A 17,002-nucleotide genomic window follows, 5' to 3' on the forward strand; every position below is an offset into this window, starting at 1 on the left:
AATGCTCGCCGTTTTCGTACCACCACATAGGCCCGATATGCAGGAAAACGCCCACACCCCCGTCAAAGACGCCGCCCCCACCGGCACCCAGACCCTGCTGCGTGGCCTGGGCGTGGTGCAGGCGGTGGCGGCCGGTGCGCGGGATCTGAAAGAGATCGCCAAGCGCATCGGTACCACCCGCAGCACCACCCACCGCCTGGCCAGTTGCCTGGTGGAAGAGCGTTACCTGCGCGTGGTGCCGCAGGTCGGTTACCTGTTGGGGCCGAAGTTGATCGAGCTGGGTTTTCAGGCACGCGAAGAGCTGCCGCTGGTGACCTTGGCCATTCCGTATCTGGATGAGTTGTCGGCGCTGACCGGCGACACCATCCACCTGGCCATCCGTGAATACGACGACGTGCTGTACCTGCACAAGAACCCCGGCCGTAATGGCCCGGAAATGCGCTCGCGGGTCGGCCATCGCATGCCGCTGGCGCGCACCGGGATCGGCAAGGCATTGCTGCTGGATGACACGCTCGCAGAGTGGCAACGTCTGTACGAAGCCAGCCTGCCAGCCGGTGGGAAAAGCCTGCAGTGGCCGCAGCACCCGGAGCAATCCTGGGCGCAGTTCGAGCAGCGCATGCATGAATACGTGGTGGGCGGTTATGCGTTCGACCTGGAAGACAACGAACCGTCGATCCGTTGCGTGGCGGCACCGGTGCGCGATGCCAGCCGGCGCATTGTCGCCGGTATCAGCATCGCCAGTACCGTGCCCTACATGCCGCTGGAGAAAATGGCCGAGCTGATTCCTGTGGTCAAACAGGTCGCAGCCCGGCTGTCGGCGGAGTTGGGCGCGAAGGCCTGATCAGGCCTTCAGGGTCGCCATGTCGATGACAAAGCGGTACTTCACGTCGCCGGCGATCATGCGGCTGTAGGCTTCGTTGATATTGCGGATGTCGAGCATTTCGATGTCGCAGGTGATGCCGTGCTCGTCGCAGAAATCCAGGACTTCCTGGGTTTCGGCAATGCCACCGATCAGGGAACCGGCCAGTACTTTGCGGCCCAGCACCAGCTTGGCGGCGTTGACGGGCGGGTCCACCGGCTCGATCAGGCCGACCAGGATGTGCACGCCGTCAAAGCGCAGCACGTCGAGGTAGGGGTTCAGGTCGTGTTGCACCGGAATGGTGTCCAGCAGGAAGTCGAAGTGCCCGGCGGCAGCTTTCATCTGGGCCTCGTCGGTGGACACGATCACATGATCGGCGCCCTGGCGACGGCCTTCTTCGGCCTTGCTTGCCGAGCGGGTGAACAAGGTCACTTCCGCGCCCATGGCCTTGGCAAACTTGATGCCCATATGGCCCAGGCCGCCCATGCCGAGCACGCCGACTTTATCGCCGGCCTTCACGCCGTAGTGCTTGAGCGGCGAGTAGGTGGTGATGCCGGCACACAGAATCGGCGCGGCGCTGGCCAGGTCGAGCTTGGCTGGGATCTTCACCACGAAATGTTCGCTGACCACGATGCTGTCGGAGTAACCGCCCATGGTGTTGCTGCCGTCAACGCGGTCCGGGGTGGCGTAGGTCATGGTCGGGCCTTCGAGGCAGTATTGCTCCAGGTTCGATTGGCAGGCGTCGCAGTGACGGCACGAATCGACCATGCAGCCCACGCCGACCAGATCACCGATTTTGTGCGCGGTGACGTTGGCGCCAACGGCGGTGACTTTGCCGACGATCTCGTGGCCGGGCATCAGCGGGTACACGGCGATGCCCCACTCGTTGCGTGCCTGGTGGATGTCGGAGTGGCACACGCCGCAGTACAGGATCTCGATCGCCACATCATCGGCGCGTGGGCTGCGGCGCTGGAACGACATGGGGGCGAGGGGAGTGGTGGCCGACTGGGCGGCGTAACCGATGGCGGTGTACATGGGGAGACCTCGCAAAAGCAATGACAGGTGAGGTGGCGCATTCTCCGCGCCGGGTCCTGATGCGGCCATGGCGATTGCTCCGAGTCTCATGCCTATTCGTCCGGGAGTGCCCCGTGTTTGGATCCTTGTGACGCGAGACCTGCGATGATGCTCTCATCCCCTTTTCGCGAAGTTTTTTGCCATGTTGCTCACCCGCCATCTCGACGCCAACGCCACGCTGGTTGCCTTGATTGAAGGGCTCACGCCCTGCGACGGTTTCTCGCCGACGAACCTGCCCGGCGTGCAGGTGCTGCGCGCCAGTTGCGACGTGGCGCGTGGGCCGCAGATCTACGAGCCAAGCCTGATGTTCGTGGCCCAGGGCAGCAAAGTCGCCTACCTCGGCCCGCGTACGCTGGAGTATGGCGCCGGGCATTACCTGATCCAGGCGATGCCGGTGCCGTTCGAGTGCGAGACGTTTGCCATGGCCCCCGATGCGCCGTTGTACGGCGTCACGGTGGGCATCGACCGCGTGGTGTTGGGTGAACTGGTCATGGCCATGGGCATTCAGGCCGGGCCGCCACCGACCGCACAGACGCTGGAGTCGATGAGCTCGGTGATGCTCGATGACGCAATGCGCGGCGCCGTCGAGCGACTATTGCAATGCCTGCACGATCCGCTGGAAAGCCGGATCATGGGCCCGGCGCGGGTCAGGGAAGTGTTGTTCACCGCGTTGCGTGGCCCGCAAGCGGATGTATTGCGGGCGCTGGTGGAACAGCAGGGGCAGTTTTCGCGGATCGCCACGTCGCTGAATCACCTGCATGCCCATTACGCCGAGCCGCTGAATATCGAGACGCTGGCGGGGTATGCGCACATGAGTGCGTCGACGTTTCATGAACATTTCAAGCGCTGTACGTTGTTGTCACCGGTGCAGTACCTGAAGCGTCTGCGCTTGCTCAAGGCCCAGCAACTGCTGTTGGTGGACGGCATGGGCGTGGCGCAGGCGGCGCATAACGTGGGGTATCAGAGTACGTCGCAGTTCAGTCGGGAATATAAACGCTACTTCCTGCGCAATCCCGGCGAGGAGCGGGCCGCCTGATTCTGCCTGGCACACTGTGGTTAAAAATGTGGGAGGGGGCTTGCCCCCGATAGCGGTACATCAGCCAACATATCTGTAGCTGACCTATTGTCATCGGGGGCAAGCCCCCTCCCACATTTGACCGAGTTCCACCCATAAAAAAGGCTCCCATTTGGGAGCCTTTTTGTTCGAGTTGCGAGCTTACATATTCGGGTAAGTCGGCCCACCCGCGCCTTCCGGTGTGACCCAGGTGATGTTCTGCGAAGGGTCCTTGATGTCACAGGTCTTGCAGTGCACGCAGTTCTGGGCGTTGATCTGGAAGCGCTTCTCGCCGTCTTCTTTGGTGATCACTTCATACACGCCGGCCGGGCAGTAGCGCTGCGCCGGTTCATCGTAGAGCGGCAGGTTGGTGCCGATCGGGATGCTCGGGTCTTTGAGCTTCAAGTGGCACGGTTGCTCTTCTTCGTGGTTGGTACCGGAGATGAACACCGAGCTCAGCTTGTCGAAGCTCAGCTTGCCGTCGGGTTTCGGATAGTCGATTTTCTTGCTGTCCTTGGCCAGCTTGAGGCAGGCGTAGTCCGGCTTGGTGTCGTGCAGGGTGAACGGCATTTTGCCGCCGAGGATGTTCTGGTCGAACCAGTTGAAGCCGGCGCCGATGATCGGGCCGAACTTGTGCATCGCCGGGCCGAAGTTGCGGCTGGCGAACAGTTCTTCGTAGAGCCAGCTGGACTTGAAGCTGTCGACGTAAGCGGTCAGTTCATCACCGCCCTCGGATTCGGCGAACAGGCGGTCGGCCACGGCGTCGGCGGCGAGCATGCCGGACTTCATCGCGGTATGGCTGCCCTTGATCTTGGCGAAGTTCAGGGTGCCGAGGTCGCAACCGATCAGCGCGCCGCCCTTGAAGACCATCTTCGGCAGCGAGTTCAGGCCGCCTTTGCAGATGGCGCGTGCGCCGTAGCTGATGCGCTTGCCGCCTTCCAGGTATTGGGCCAGCACCGGGTGGTGCTTGAGGCGCTGGAACTCATCGAACGGCGACAGGAAGGTGTTGCTGTAGGACAGGTCGACGATCAATCCGACCACCACCTGGTTGTTTTCCAGGTGATAGAGGAACGAGCCGCCGGTATTTTCGGCGCTCATGATGTCCAGCGGCCAACCGGCGGTGTGCACCACCAGGCCAGGTTGGTGCTTGGCTGGGTCGATTTCCCAGATTTCCTTCAGGCCGATGCCGTAATGCTGGGCGTCGGCGTCGCTGTCCAGGTTGAAACGCTGGATCAGCTGCTTGCCGATGTGGCCACGGCAACCTTCGGCGAACAGCGTGTACTTGCCGCGCAGTTCCATGCCGGGGGTGTAGACGCCTTCTTTCGGGTTGCCTTCACGGTCGACGCCGAGGTCGCCGGTGATGATCCCGCGCACTACGCCGTTTTCGTCGAACAGCGCTTCCTGTGCGGCGAAGCCTGGGTAGACTTCCACGCCCAGGTTCTCGGCCTGCTGGGCCAGCCAGCGGCACAGGTTGCCCAGGGAGATGATGTAGTTGCCTTCGTTGTGCATGGTCTTGGGCACGAAGAAGTCAGGCACCTTGGTGGAGGCTTCGGGGCTGCGCAGTACATAGATGTCATCGCGCACCACCGGAGTGTTGAGCGGGGCGCCGAGTTCTTTCCAGTCCGGGAACAGTTCGTTCAGGGCGCGTGGTTCGAACACGGCACCGGAGAGGATATGCGCGCCGACTTCGGAGCCTTTCTCGACCACGCAGACGCTGATTTCCTTACCGGCTTCGGCGGCCTTCTGCTTCAGTCGGCAGGCGGCAGACAGTCCCGCCGGGCCAGCGCCGACGATGACCACGTCGAATTCCATGTATTCGCGTTCCACAGGCTATCTCCTACTCAAGGCTCAACAGGCTTTTTTTTCTAATGGGTGGAGGTTCGGTGTTGTCTTGCGGCAACGGCAAGACCCACCTTTCTCTCTAGGTGGCGCATTATATCTACACCACTGCTAGCGTCCAATACAAACGTTTGTTTGAATTGCCCGCAGGCTAGGTAAATCAAAGTGGTGCGGCTTATGACTGGCTATTTTGCCGTATTGACCAGAATAGGTGTTCCGGTCAATATACGGTCGGTTTTGCGCTAACCGTAGGCAGACTGCAGGTTTCAAGAGCACGTCCAAAAGCGAGACAGGTGGCGCGCGTCCAGACAATGGCGCGCAGTTTACACGCTGCGATAAAGAATGACCTCTCAGTCACCACTGACGAACGGTCATCATTTCCCGTGAGCAAGGTCGCCGCCTGCGTTTTTGGAGGTGCCCTTGTGTGCCGATGAGCATCAACCGCCAGGTTCGCCTAGGCGACTTTCTTTTCACCGGAGAGTAACGAGGAATCCATGAAGGTTCTTGTAGCTGTCAAACGCGTTGTCGATTACAACGTGAAAGTTCGCGTCAAGGCGGACAATTCCGGCGTCGACCTTGCTAACGTCAAGATGTCGATGAACCCTTTCTGCGAAATCGCTGTGGAAGAAGCCGTCCGCCTGAAAGAGAAAGGCGTGGCGACTGAAATCGTCGTGGTTTCCATCGGCCCTACCACTGCTCAAGAGCAGCTGCGTACCGCCCTGGCACTGGGTGCCGACCGCGCCATCCTGGTCGAGTCCGCTGAAGAGCTAACCTCCCTGGCCGTGGCCAAGCTGCTCAAAGCCGTTGTCGACAAGGAACAGCCTCAGCTGGTGATCCTCGGCAAACAGGCCATCGACAGCGACAACAACCAGACCGGCCAGATGCTGGCTGCACTGACCGGTTATGGCCAGGGCACCTTCGCTTCCAAAGTCGAAGTGAGCGGCGACAGCGTAGCTGTAACCCGTGAAATCGACGGCGGCGCGCAGACCGTTTCCTTGAAACTGCCGGCCATCGTCACCACCGACCTGCGTTTGAACGAGCCGCGCTACGCGTCCCTGCCAAACATCATGAAAGCCAAGAAGAAGCCGCTTGAGTCGGTTACTCCTGAAGCTTTGGGCGTTTCCACCGCCTCCACCAACAAGACCGTCAAGGTTGAAGCACCGGCTGCACGCAGCGCGGGCATTAAGGTCAAGTCGGTGGCCGAACTGGTCGAGAAACTGAAAAACGAAGCGAAGGTGATCTGATCATGACTATCCTCGTAATCGCCGAACACGATAACAAGGTGCTGGCCCCGGCCACCCTGAACACCGTGGCCGCTGCCGTTAAAATCGGTGGCGACATTCACGTGCTGGTTGCCGGCCAGGGCGCTGGCGCCGTGGCTGAAGCCGCTGCGAAAATCGCGGGCGTGAGCAAAGTCCTGAACGCTGACAACGCCGCCTACGCGCATCAGTTGCCAGAAAACGTTGCTCCGCTGGTAGCTGAGTTGGGCGCTGGCTACAGCCACATCCTGGCTGCTGCTACCTCCAACGGTAAAAACATCCTGCCACGCGTTGCCGCGCAGTTGGACGTTGACCAGATCTCCGAGATCATTTCGGTTGAAAGCGCCGACACGTTCAAGCGCCCGATCTACGCCGGTAACGCCATCGCTACCGTACAGTCCAACGCTTCGGTCAAAGTCATCACCGTGCGTGCTACCGGTTTCGACCCGGTTGCCGCCGAAGGTGGTTCGGCTGCCGTTGAAGCCGTTGCGTCTGCCCACGACGCTGGCACTTCCAGCTTCGTAGGCGAAGAGCTGGCCAAGTCGGATCGTCCTGAGCTGACCGCTGCCAAGATCGTCGTTTCCGGCGGCCGTGGCATGCAGAACGGTGACAACTTCAAGCACCTGTACGCCCTGGCCGACAAGCTGGGCGCTGCGGTCGGCGCTTCCCGCGCGGCCGTTGACGCAGGTTTCGTACCCAACGACATGCAGGTCGGTCAGACCGGCAAGATCGTTGCGCCACAGCTGTACATCGCCGTCGGTATCTCCGGCGCGATCCAGCACTTGGCCGGTATGAAAGACTCCAAAGTGATCGTTGCGATCAACAAGGACGAAGAAGCGCCGATCTTCCAGGTCGCCGATTACGGCCTGGTGGCGGACTTGTTCGAAGCCGTCCCTGAGTTGGAGAAGCTGGTCTAATCCAGTCGCTTCACTTATAAAGAGCCCGGTCCTTGTGACCGGGCTTTTTTTTGACTTGGAGACACACGCCATGGAATTGCGCCCTTGGGCGGTACTGCTGGGCCTCACATTGCTGCCGACGCTGTCGCTGGCCGCCGGCAAATGCGATCGCCTGGTGATCACCGGCAGCCCGGACGCACCGCCGTTGCTCTGGCGCGACCCACAAGACCCCACGCACCTGATCGGCGCCACCGCCGATGTGTTGCAACAAGTGGGCAAGGACCTCGGCTTGAAAGTCGACCTGCTCTACGGTGGCAAACGCTCCCTGGCCCTGGAGGAAGTGCGCAGCGGGCGCATGGATATCCTCGCCGACGCGCCGCTGAACCTGGGTGAGCTGGAAACCCTCGACTACATCCACCCAGCGCTGGTGCAGCTCGACTACTTGGTGTGGACGCGCAAGGACTCGACGCTGGCCTATGCCACGGCCGCCGACCTGCACGGGCACAAAGGCGCAGTGTCGGAACGTGCGCGTTTGAGTGCGGCCTTCGAAACCTTCGCCGGTGAGCAACTGAGCCTGCAACGCCTGCCGTCGCTGACGCCGGCGTTCCAGAAACTGCTGCTGGGTGAAGTGGACTACGTGCTCGCCGGGCGTTATTCCGGTATGGCCATGGCGCAGACCTTGGGCATGAGCAACGACTTGGTTGCCCGCGATATTCCCATCGACCAGCCGGGCCTGTACCTGGCGATTTCCCACAACTCGGCCTGCAATGATCCGTGGCTGCGCGGACAGCTGGCCAAAAAGATGACAGAATTGCCCGCGTCCGGTGTGGCGCAAGCTGCGTTGCAGAGCAATCTGGAGCGCTGGAAAGCGCAATTGCAGCAACCCGTCGGCACCCCAACAAAGTAGGGATTTTCAGTGACTCTTCGACCTCTTTTCGCGGCCCTCGCCGTTGTCGCTCTGGCGGGATGTGCAGTCGATCCTGCGCCGAATGAACAAATGCGCCTCACCCAGCAAGCCTTGGAGCAAGCCAGTGCCGTGGGGGCCAACGCGGATGAATCGCCTGAATTGAAACTGGCTGAAGCCAAGTTCGCCCGGGCCAAGTCGAGCATGGCCGACCAATCCTACAAAAACGCACGTATGCGTTTCGAGCAAGCCGAACTGGATGCACGCCTGGCAGAAGCCCAAGTGCTGACCCGCAAGAGCCAGGAACAGTTGAACGTGCTCAACGCCCGCATCACCCGTCTGCGCAAGCAGTTGCAGTTGGGAGAAGCCCAATGAACCCGATGATCCGCGGTTTGAGCTGTGCGGTACTGTTGGGCACCGCCGTGTTGGGCGGTTGCGCCAGCCATCCCGACAGCGAGCAGGCCTTGCAGCAGGCAGGTAACGACTTCCAGCAAGTCAAGGAAGACGCCAACGTGCTGCGTTTTGCGCCCAAGGACGTGATCCGCGCCGGTGAATCCCTGGCGCGCGCCGATCGCTTGTCCAGCTACTGGGGCAGCGGTGCCGATGTAGTGCATTACGCCTACCTGAGCCAGCGCTACAGCGCCATCGCCCGCGAACATACCGAACAGGCGCTCAACCAAGAGCGGGGTGTAAAGCTCGAACTGGAGCGCCAGCGCCTGCAGTTGGCCCTGCGTGAAAACAAGCTGATCAGCGTGCAGCAGCAGGGCAAATGGCTTGAAGAACAGATCGCCAGCCTGGCCACTACCCAGACCGATCGTGGCCTGGTGATGACCCTGGGCGATGTGCTGTTCGATACCGGTGAAGCAGAGCTGAAAAACTCGGCCAACCGCACGGTGCTGAAAATCGTACAGTTCCTGCAACTCAACCCCAAGCGCGTGGTGCGCATCGAGGGGTATGCCGACAATACCGGCGGCGAGCGCGAAAACCTCAAACTGTCGCGTGACCGCGCACAGTCGGTGGCGGATGTGCTGGTTGACCTGGGGATCGACGAAAAACGCATCCAGGTCGAGGGTTATGGCGACCAGTACCCGGTGGAGGCCAATGCTTCCGAGCGGGGCAGGGCGCAGAACCGTCGTGTGGAAATTGTGTTCTCCGACGAGAAAGGCCAACTCGGCGCAGCCCGATAAAGGCTTGCATCGATTTAACTGTGGGAGGGGGCTTGCCCCCGATGGCGGAGCGTCAGTCACCGAAGAGGTTGATTGAACCATCGCTATCGGGGGCAAGCCCCCTCCCACATTTGTTGGGTGTACACCCTCACAGTTTTTGCTGTCACTACAACGCGCGCTCGACTATTGTGGCAACTGTCCCCGTACACTTCTAAACTGTGCCGGTATGTTTCACACAAAAATAAAATACCCGTGAAATCGAGTGCTGCGTCATGACCAATCTGTTGCTTTACCAACGTATCGCCCAGCAACTGGCTGAGGATATCCGGCGCGGTGTCTATCAACCGGGCGAGCGCGTGCCTTCGGTGCGCAAGATGAGCTCGCAGTTGAACGTGAGCCACGCCACGGTGTTGCAGGCCTACGCCAACCTGGAAGACCAGGGGCTGATTCGGGCGCGGCCGCAGTCCGGCTATTACGTGCACCAGACGCCAGCACTCACCGCGCCGACGCCGGACATCGCCCGGGTCGAACGCCCGGGCCTGGTCACCCGCAGCAGTATCATCCAGCAGGTATTGGGCGAGTCGCGCCGCGAAGGAGTGTTCCCGCTGGGCGCCGCTGTGCCGAGCGTGGATTACCTGCCGGTACGCGCGCTGCACCAGCAATTGGCCAAGGTCACGCGCTTCCAGAGCCCACGGGCATTCAGCTACATGTTCAGCCCCGGTTTCGAACCGCTGCGCCGCCAGGTGGCGATCCGCATGCGTGATGCAGGCGTGGTGGTGGACCCTTCCGAAGTGGTGATCACCCACGGTTGCGTCGATGCCTTGCAAATGTCGCTGCGCGTACTGACGCGGCCTGGCGACCTGATTGCCGCTGAATCACCGACCTATTACGGCTTGCTGCAATTGGCCGACCTGTTGGGCCTCAAAGTCATTGAGATCCCCAGCGACCCGTCCACCGGCATGAGCCTGGAAGCCCTGCAACTGGCGGCCAACCAATGGTCGATCAAGGCGCTGGTGCTGACCACGCGCTTGAGTAACCCGCTGGGCGGTACCATGCCCGAAGAACGGCAGAAACAGTTGCTGCGCCTGGCGTCGGACTTCGATATCCAGATTGTCGAGGACGATATCTACGGCGAGCTGATGTTCGAACTGGGCCGCACCAAGGCCCTGAAGGCCTATGATCGTCTGGATCGGGTGATCTATTGCTCCAGCTTTTCCAAGACGCTGTCTCCCGGCGTGCGCATCGGTTGGATGATTGCCGGCAAGTACCAGCAGGAGATCCAGCGCTTGCAGATGTTCAGCACCCACTCCGCGTGCAGCGTCACGCAGATGGGCGTCGCCGCGTACCTGGAAAACGGCGGTTACGACCGGCACCTGCGTTACATCCGCCAGGAGTACCGCAAGAACCTCAGCGCCTTCCAACTGGCCGTGCAGCAATATTTCCCGGAAGGCACCCAGATGACGCGTCCGACCGGCGGCTTCATCCTGTGGGTCAGTTTGCCCGGACGGGTCAATACCCAGGAACTGCACGTACGTGCACTGCAACAGGGCATCAGCATCGCGCCGGGGCTGATCTTCAGTAACACCGAGCAGTTCAACCACTGTATTCGCCTCAACTGCGGCACGCCGTGGAACCGCGAGGCAGAGCGGGCGCTGATGACGTTGGGGATGCTGGCGAGCCAGCTCTGCCAGGAAACCGCCGCCGGACTGTGACGCTCAGATAGGGGACAAATCCTATAGCAAGCTAATCACCGCGCTTGTCATGCCGCGCACAACAAGCGAGCATATGGCCCTCTGCCGTTAAAGCTGTAGGCAATATGACTTCGATTTTTCGTGCGGTTTTGGTGATTGGCCTGTTAAGCCTGTGCAACGTCGGCACAGCGCTGGCGGCGGCACCTGTGAGCGAAACCAAGCCCGTCGCCGGTACCGAGCAGAATACCCCCGCAAAAAAACCGGCCTCCGTAAAAAAAGCGCCAGCGGTGAAGAAACCCACTGCTGCCGCCAAAAAACGTGCGGCCAGTAAGTCCAAGGCGTCGCGCGAAGTGACGCAGACACAATTGCCACCGGCACAGTTGGACCTGTCGTTGCCGTCGGACATGGTCAGGCACTTGCAGCCCATCGGTACCATGCCCAAGCCCAAGAGTGTGCCCCTGCTGCCACCGATGTTTGGCGAGAAGCCCACCGACAACAGTGCCTTCCAGATCAACGGCCGCCTGCTCAGCAATGAGATGAAGCTGCAATTGCGCAACGAAGAACGGCGTGATGTGGAAGGTGCAGCGTTGGATTTCGAGTTCAAGCAGTAAACTTTTCCCACAAAGGTGACGTGGACCGCCGACCATGTGTCGGAGACTGGTCAGTCACTTTTGTTTTCTGCGAAAAACCCCTGTTAGACCATTTTAAAACGGCTGTTTTAGGGCGTACTCTAGCCCGGCCATCCACATTGAGTCGTCGAGGACCTGCTGGTCATGAATTGCCGTGAAGGCTGTGGCGCGTGCTGCATCGCCCCCTCCATCAGTTCGCCTTTACCCGGAATGCCCCAGGGCAAACCGGCAGGCGTTCGCTGTGTGCACCTATCGGTCGAACTGTTATGTCAGATTTTCGGTCAGCCGGAGCGACCGGCGGTGTGCAGTGATTTCAAGGCGGATCTCGAGGTCTGCGGCACCGACCAGGCCGATGCAATCCGTTTGATCGGCTGGTGGGAGCAGATGACGGCGGCTTGATGGGCTTTACTATCGGAACTTCAACAATAAGGAATACAACAATGGGTTCGCTGAAACGAATGGCTGTGTTGTGCGGTTTTACGGTGTTGTTTGCTGCCACTGCCCAGGCTGAAGATTGGCAAGTCGCCAAGGACGAAGACGGTATCAAAGTGTCCCTGAGCGAGATTGCCGGCTCCAAATACAAGGCGTATCGCGGTGTGACCGTGATCAAGGCGCCGTTGGCAAAAATCGTCGCCCTCCAGGAAGACGTAGCCGGTGCCTGTGCCTGGATCCACGAGTGCAAATCCCAGAAGCTGGTCGACAAGAAAGGCGACGAGAGTTGGACCTACACCCAATTCAAAGCCCCGTTCCCCGTGACGGATCGTGATTCCTACCTGCATATCACCACCACCAAGGCGGCCGACGGCACGCTGACCCGTAAGCTGAAAGGCGTGCCGACCTACAAGCCGGAAGAAAAAGGCTACGTACGTGTCGCCCAGGTCGACGGCATCTGGACACTGGTGCCTAAAGGCGACAACCAGACCGAAGTCACCTACCAGGTGCACACCGAGCCAGGCGGCAGCGTGCCCTCGTGGTTGGCCAACAAGTTCGTGGTGGACGCGCCGTTCAACACCTTGAAAGCCTTGAAAGAACACGCTGAAAAGTAAGCGCAACTGATCAGGTGTCTCCTACCTTGGGTGGAACGTTTTCCGAGCCCCCAAGGTCCAGATAGAGGTAAGCCCACACATGGGTTTTATCGAGGAGGCACCGATGCAAAAGTGGCAGATTACCTTCGTTGATGATCACGGCGTGCAGTCCGTCGAGCAGTTCACCTGCGACCAGAAGCCCAGCCTCGAAGATGCGGCACACATGATTCGCAACAAGCTGGTGCCCGTCGCCGCCGAGCTGGACCTCAATGACCTTGAGGGCCGCAAGCCCGAACCGACGGTCAAGATCCTCAAAGACCAGAACAGTATCCAGATCCTCGACATCTCTCCCGCCGCCTGAACATTCCCTGTACACCCTTAAAGCACCTCTGGTGGAGGTGATAGCTTCGCGCTACTCTGCAAGTGAGATCAGCGAATGAATCGCTAGTTCTGGTCTTGTCAGCTACATGCTTGTTTTCCAGCGGTGATGTTGTTGCCGTAGTCCCCACGCCAGTAGGGCGTGGGCTTCGGGAAGCACGGAAAGTCTATCCATCAATTCGAGGAGCACTTTTCATGAGCACAGCCTATCAAGAAGACATCAGCACCAACGTTCTGCGCCGCATGAAAGAGGGCGGCTTCGACTTCTCGCGTTTCCACCCCATCGAGTTCTACGCCATTTTCCCGGATGAGGAACGTGCGCGCAGGGCGGCGGGTGAGTTTCGTGGGGAATCCCTGAATGCCCAGGTCAGTGCGCGCGACGATGGCGCCTGGTACCTGGAGCTGAGCAAAATCATGTCCGCCACCTACGATGGCATTGGAGACTTTGAGCAAGACTTCGGGGCGGTGGTCGAGCCGCTGGGCGGGATCATCGAGGGATGGGGCGTGAAGCAGGAGGTGCGTGGGTTACCCATGTAGCAGCTTGAAGTATGAGAAACGCAGCGTATCGGCTGACCTTTGGGTCGGCCGATTTTGTTTGTGCCGTGGGAAAGCTCTCGGAACTTGCGCGCTATTTTTACGCACCAAAAAAAAACCACCCAAGAGGGTGGCTTAAAGGGAAGAGCGGTTCGCTGAAGGCAGTTCAGCAGATGGGGCAATTATCCGTAGCTTGGGCCGGGCAGTGAAATCAACTCTGACTATGCTGTTGATAGTCAAAGCCCGCATTGCGATGAAGCGTCGGGCGGTGCACCGGGCATTCTGCGCACCAGGACGGTGCGGCTGGATTCTGGTTGTAATTCAACACACTGATTTTTAAGTGTTTATGCCGCTGGCACGGGCCTTGCGATGGTTCTAGCGCCCGGGTGACAAGGAGTTCGGCATGATCCGCACTTATTACGATGAAATGTACGATGGGGCAGGCCAGGTCCGGCCTCATTACCGCGAGTTCGCCCGCTGGTTGGCCGATACCCCAGATGATCTGCTGGCCCAGCGCCGGCGCGAAGCCGATTTGCTGTTTCACCGTGCCGGGATCACCTTCACGCTTTACGGGGACGAGCAAGGCACCGAACGGTTGATTCCCTTCGACACCATCCCGCGCAGCATCCCCGCCAGCGAATGGCGGATTGTCGAGCGCGGGTGTATCCAACGGGTCAAGGCGCTGAACATGTTTCTCGCTGACCTGTATCACGAACAGCGCATCATCAAGGCCGGAATCATCCCCGCCGAACAGGTGCTGGCGAACGAGCAATACCAGTTGGCGATGCAGGGTCTGGACTTGCACCGTGACTTGTATTCCCACATCTCCGGCGTCGACCTCGTACGCGACGGTGACGGCACTTACTACGTGCTGGAGGACAACCTGCGTACACCGAGCGGCGTCAGCTACATGCTCGAAGACCGCAAGATGATGATGCGCCTGTTCCCCGAACTGTTCGCTGCCCAGCGCATCGCGCCTATCGACCATTACCCCAATTTGCTGCTCGACACCCTGAAAAGCTCAAGCCCCCTGGATAACCCCAGCGTGGTCGTGCTGACCCCCGGGCGCTTCAACAGCGCGTTCTTCGAACATGCCTTTCTCGCCCGAGAAATGGGCGTGGAACTGGTGGAAGGCGCCGATCTGTTCGTGCGTGATGATCGCGTCTTCATGCGCACCACCGACGGGCCCAAGGCCGTGGATGTGATCTACCGTCGCCTGGATGACGCGTTCCTCGATCCGTTGGCCTTCAACCCGGACTCCATGCTCGGCGTGCCCGGCCTGCTCGCAGCCTATCGCTCCGGCAATGTGGTGCTGGCCAATGCCATCGGCACCGGGGTGGCGGATGACAAGTCGGTGTACCCCTTCGTCACCGAGATGATCCGTTTTTACCTGGATGAAGAACCTATCCTGAAGAATGTTCCGACCTTCCAGTGCCGTAAGCCCGACGAACTGTCCCACGTGCTGGCCAACCTGCCCGACCTGGTGGTGAAGGAAACCCAGGGTTCCGGCGGCTACGGCATGCTGGTCGGCCCCGCGTCCACAGCGGCGGAAATCGAAGCCTTCCGTGCGCGTATCAAGGCCAAGCCCCACGCCTATATCGCCCAGCCAACCCTGTGTTTATCCACCTGCCCGACCTTTGTCGAAAACGGCATCGCGCCGCGTCATATCGACCTGCGCCCGTTCGTGTTGTCCGGCAAGGAAACCCGTGTGGTCCCCGGCGGCTTGACCCGCGTGGCGTTGCGCGAAGGCTCGCTGGTGGTCAACTCGTCCCAGGGCGGCGGCACCAAAGACACCTGGGTGGTCGAGGACTGATGCCATGTTGAGTCGAACTGCCTCGGATTTGTACTGGATGTCGCGCTACCTGGAACGTGCGGAAAACCTCGCGCGCATGCTCGATGTCAGCTATTCGCTGTCGCTGATGCCCCAGGACGGGCGCGGCGATGGCCTGCATGAACTGGCCATGCCGCTGTTGATCACCGGCACCCTGGAGGATTACCACGAACGCCACGGCGAACTGCACGCCGAGCGCCTGTTGCACTTTTTTGCCCTGGATGCGGCCAACCCGGCCAGCATCTACAGCTGTCTTGGCGCCGCGCGGGCCAGCGCCCATGCAGTGCGTGGGCGAATTACCGCCGACATGTGGGAAAACATCAACGCGACCTGGCTGGATATTCGCGACATCGCCCAGCAGGGCTTGAGCCGCTATGGCATGAGCCGTTTCTGCGAGTGGGTAAAAGAGCGTTCCCATCTGTTTCGCGGCGCCACCTACGGCACCATCATGCGTAACGATGCGTTTCGCTTCATTCGCCTGGGCACTTTTATCGAGCGGGCCGACAACACGCTGCGCCTGCTGGACGCCCGCTATGAGATGGCGGGCGACCGCGCCGAAGCCGTCACCGATGGCACGGCCCACGCCTACTATCAATGGAGCGCCTTGTTGCGTGCGTTGTCGTCGTTCGAGGCCTACACCGAGATCTACCGCGATGCCCCCGGTGCCCGGCAAGTGGCGGAATTGTTGCTGCTGCGCGCCGATGTGCCGCGCTCGCTGCGTGCCTGCAGCGAAGAGATCGACCAGATCCTCGCCAGCCTACCCGGCCTCAATGGTCGGCCGGCCCAGCGCCTGGCCGCCGAGATGGACGCGCGCCTGCGCTTCACCGCCATCGATGAAATCCTCGAGGAAGGCCTGCACGCCTGGCTGACCGACTTTATCCCCTTGGTCCGCCAGTTGGGCGACGCCATCTACAGTTCCTACCTGGAGGCGGCATGAGACTCTCCATCAGCCACGAAACTACCTACCACTACGAAGACCAAGTGCGCGCCAGCATCCAGTACCTGCGCCTGACGCCCCACGACAGCGAACGCCAGCGCGTACTTAGCTGGCAGCTCGACCTGCCGCGCCCGGTGCGGGCGCAGGTGGACCCATTCGGCAACATCCTGCATGTGTTGACTCTGGACGAACCCCACGATGCCATCATCATTGGCGCCCGTGGTCAGGTGGATATCGACGAGTTGCGCGAGGCCGAACATGAGCACCAATCCGCATTCCCGTTTCTGCGTTGCACCCGCCTGACCGAACCCGATGAAGCCTTGCGCAGCTTTGCCGATCAGCAGTGCCATCAACGTCGTGATCGCACCGCGTTGATCGACTTGATGCACGCACTCAACCAGGCGATGGTCTACACGCCTGGCGCCACCGAAGTCGACACCTGCGCCGCCCAGGCCTTTGCTGGCCGCGCAGGCGTTTGCCAGGACCACACGCATGCGTTCCTGGCGTGTGCACGCAGCCTGGGGATTCCTGCGCGGTATGTGTCGGGGTATTTGTACTCGGAGGACAGCACGCACCTGGCCAGCCACGCCTGGGCCGAGGCCTGGCTGGAGGACGCCTGGTACAGCTTTGACGTGACCAACCAACTGGCGCGGCCGGAGCGGCATTTGAAGTTGGCGGTGGGGCTGGATTACCTCGACGCCTGCCCGGTACGCGGCATGCGCCGTGGCGGCGGGCATGAGCAGATGCATGCCAAGGTGTTTGTGGCGCCGACACCGGTGATTTCCGTCCAGCAGCAATGACTGGGGTTGTTGTAGTGAGCGGGCTTGCCCCGCGCTGGGCTGCGAAGCGGCCCCAGTCAAGCAGAATGCGGTGTGTCAGGTATTTCCTGGGTGCCGGGTTTAGGGGCCGCTGCGCAGCCCAACGCG

Annotated in this window: 18 protein-coding genes; 16 read left to right on the forward strand and 2 right to left on the reverse strand. The window is 60.7% G+C overall.

Features of this window, described 5'->3' with window-relative positions:
- Window positions 1-37 precede the first annotated feature (37 nt).
- Window positions 38-841 carry an IclR family transcriptional regulator gene (locus EJ576_RS13610; protein ID WP_126570523.1) on the forward strand — a complete coding sequence of 268 codons (804 nt, stop codon included), beginning with the start codon at window positions 38-40 and terminating at the stop codon, window positions 839-841.
- Here EJ576_RS13610 and EJ576_RS13615 read toward each other — a convergent pair whose 3' ends face one another.
- Complete coding sequence (locus EJ576_RS13615; RefSeq protein ID WP_126570524.1) at window positions 842-1,894, reverse strand: NAD(P)-dependent alcohol dehydrogenase; 1,053 nt, start codon at window positions 1,892-1,894, stop codon at window positions 842-844. It lies immediately after the preceding gene.
- Window positions 1,895-2,075: 181 nt separating this feature from the next.
- Between EJ576_RS13615 and EJ576_RS13620 the strand changes: the two genes are divergently transcribed.
- Entirely contained in the window at window positions 2,076-2,969 is an 894-nt protein-coding gene (locus EJ576_RS13620; RefSeq protein ID WP_123474561.1) for an AraC family transcriptional regulator, read from the forward strand.
- Between the two features lie 180 nt (window positions 2,970-3,149).
- Here the strand turns inward: EJ576_RS13620 and EJ576_RS13625 are convergent, their stop codons facing one another.
- Window positions 3,150-4,814, reverse strand: a complete 1,665-nt coding sequence (locus EJ576_RS13625) for an electron transfer flavoprotein-ubiquinone oxidoreductase (RefSeq protein ID WP_010208416.1) — start codon at window positions 4,812-4,814, stop codon at window positions 3,150-3,152.
- 506 nt (window positions 4,815-5,320) lie between these two features.
- Here EJ576_RS13625 and EJ576_RS13630 point away from each other — a divergent pair.
- From EJ576_RS13630 to EJ576_RS13695, 14 genes are all read left to right on the forward strand, one after another.
- Complete coding sequence (locus tag EJ576_RS13630; protein WP_028617555.1) at window positions 5,321-6,070, forward strand: electron transfer flavoprotein subunit beta/FixA family protein; 750 nt, start codon at window positions 5,321-5,323, stop codon at window positions 6,068-6,070.
- 2 nt (window positions 6,071-6,072) lie between these two features.
- Complete coding sequence (locus EJ576_RS13635; protein WP_126570525.1) at window positions 6,073-7,002, forward strand: electron transfer flavoprotein subunit alpha/FixB family protein; 930 nt, start codon at window positions 6,073-6,075, stop codon at window positions 7,000-7,002.
- A 70-nt stretch (window positions 7,003-7,072) separates the two neighbouring features.
- The gene (locus tag EJ576_RS13640) at window positions 7,073-7,888 is read left to right on the forward strand and encodes an ABC transporter substrate-binding protein (RefSeq protein WP_122726480.1); all 816 of its coding nucleotides are present in this window, start codon (window positions 7,073-7,075) and stop codon (window positions 7,886-7,888) included.
- Between the two features lie 9 nt (window positions 7,889-7,897).
- The gene (locus tag EJ576_RS13645; RefSeq protein ID WP_122726482.1) at window positions 7,898-8,260 is read left to right on the forward strand and encodes a DUF4398 domain-containing protein; all 363 of its coding nucleotides are present in this window, start codon (window positions 7,898-7,900) and stop codon (window positions 8,258-8,260) included.
- On the forward strand, window positions 8,257-9,072 hold the full coding sequence (locus EJ576_RS13650) for an OmpA family protein (RefSeq protein ID WP_122726484.1): 816 nt from the start codon (window positions 8,257-8,259) through the stop codon (window positions 9,070-9,072). Before EJ576_RS13645 ends, EJ576_RS13650 begins: the two co-directional genes overlap by 4 nt.
- A gap of 251 nt (window positions 9,073-9,323) precedes the next feature.
- Complete coding sequence (locus EJ576_RS13655) at window positions 9,324-10,763, forward strand: PLP-dependent aminotransferase family protein (protein WP_015885400.1); 1,440 nt, start codon at window positions 9,324-9,326, stop codon at window positions 10,761-10,763.
- Between the two features lie 104 nt (window positions 10,764-10,867).
- On the forward strand, window positions 10,868-11,353 hold the full coding sequence (locus EJ576_RS13660; RefSeq protein ID WP_126570526.1) for a translation initiation factor 2: 486 nt from the start codon (window positions 10,868-10,870) through the stop codon (window positions 11,351-11,353).
- A 162-nt stretch (window positions 11,354-11,515) separates the two neighbouring features.
- Entirely contained in the window at window positions 11,516-11,770 is a 255-nt protein-coding gene (locus tag EJ576_RS13665; RefSeq protein WP_016979374.1) for a YkgJ family cysteine cluster protein, read from the forward strand.
- A gap of 41 nt (window positions 11,771-11,811) precedes the next feature.
- Complete coding sequence (locus tag EJ576_RS13670; RefSeq protein WP_126570527.1) at window positions 11,812-12,417, forward strand: START domain-containing protein; 606 nt, start codon at window positions 11,812-11,814, stop codon at window positions 12,415-12,417.
- Window positions 12,418-12,520: 103 nt separating this feature from the next.
- On the forward strand, window positions 12,521-12,757 hold the full coding sequence (locus EJ576_RS13675) for a hypothetical protein (protein ID WP_015885396.1): 237 nt from the start codon (window positions 12,521-12,523) through the stop codon (window positions 12,755-12,757).
- A gap of 212 nt (window positions 12,758-12,969) precedes the next feature.
- Window positions 12,970-13,311: a ribonuclease E inhibitor RraB gene (locus tag EJ576_RS13680; RefSeq protein ID WP_010208429.1), complete on the forward strand. Its 342-nt coding sequence runs from the start codon at window positions 12,970-12,972 to the stop codon at window positions 13,309-13,311.
- A 400-nt stretch (window positions 13,312-13,711) separates the two neighbouring features.
- Window positions 13,712-15,121, forward strand: coding sequence for a circularly permuted type 2 ATP-grasp protein (locus EJ576_RS13685; RefSeq protein ID WP_028617549.1), 1,410 nt, complete (start codon window positions 13,712-13,714; stop codon window positions 15,119-15,121).
- Window positions 15,122-15,125: 4 nt separating this feature from the next.
- Entirely contained in the window at window positions 15,126-16,076 is a 951-nt protein-coding gene (locus EJ576_RS13690; protein WP_016979378.1) for an alpha-E domain-containing protein, read from the forward strand.
- Window positions 16,073-16,876 (forward strand): transglutaminase family protein, encoded by an 804-nt coding sequence (locus EJ576_RS13695; protein WP_122726491.1) that lies wholly within the window; start codon window positions 16,073-16,075, stop codon window positions 16,874-16,876. Before EJ576_RS13690 ends, EJ576_RS13695 begins: the two co-directional genes overlap by 4 nt.
- Window positions 16,877-17,002 lie beyond the last annotated feature (126 nt).

This window comes from Pseudomonas sp. C 49-2 (assembly GCF_003970195.1).
Classification (GTDB): Bacteria; Pseudomonadota; Gammaproteobacteria; order Pseudomonadales; family Pseudomonadaceae; genus Aquipseudomonas; species Aquipseudomonas canadensis.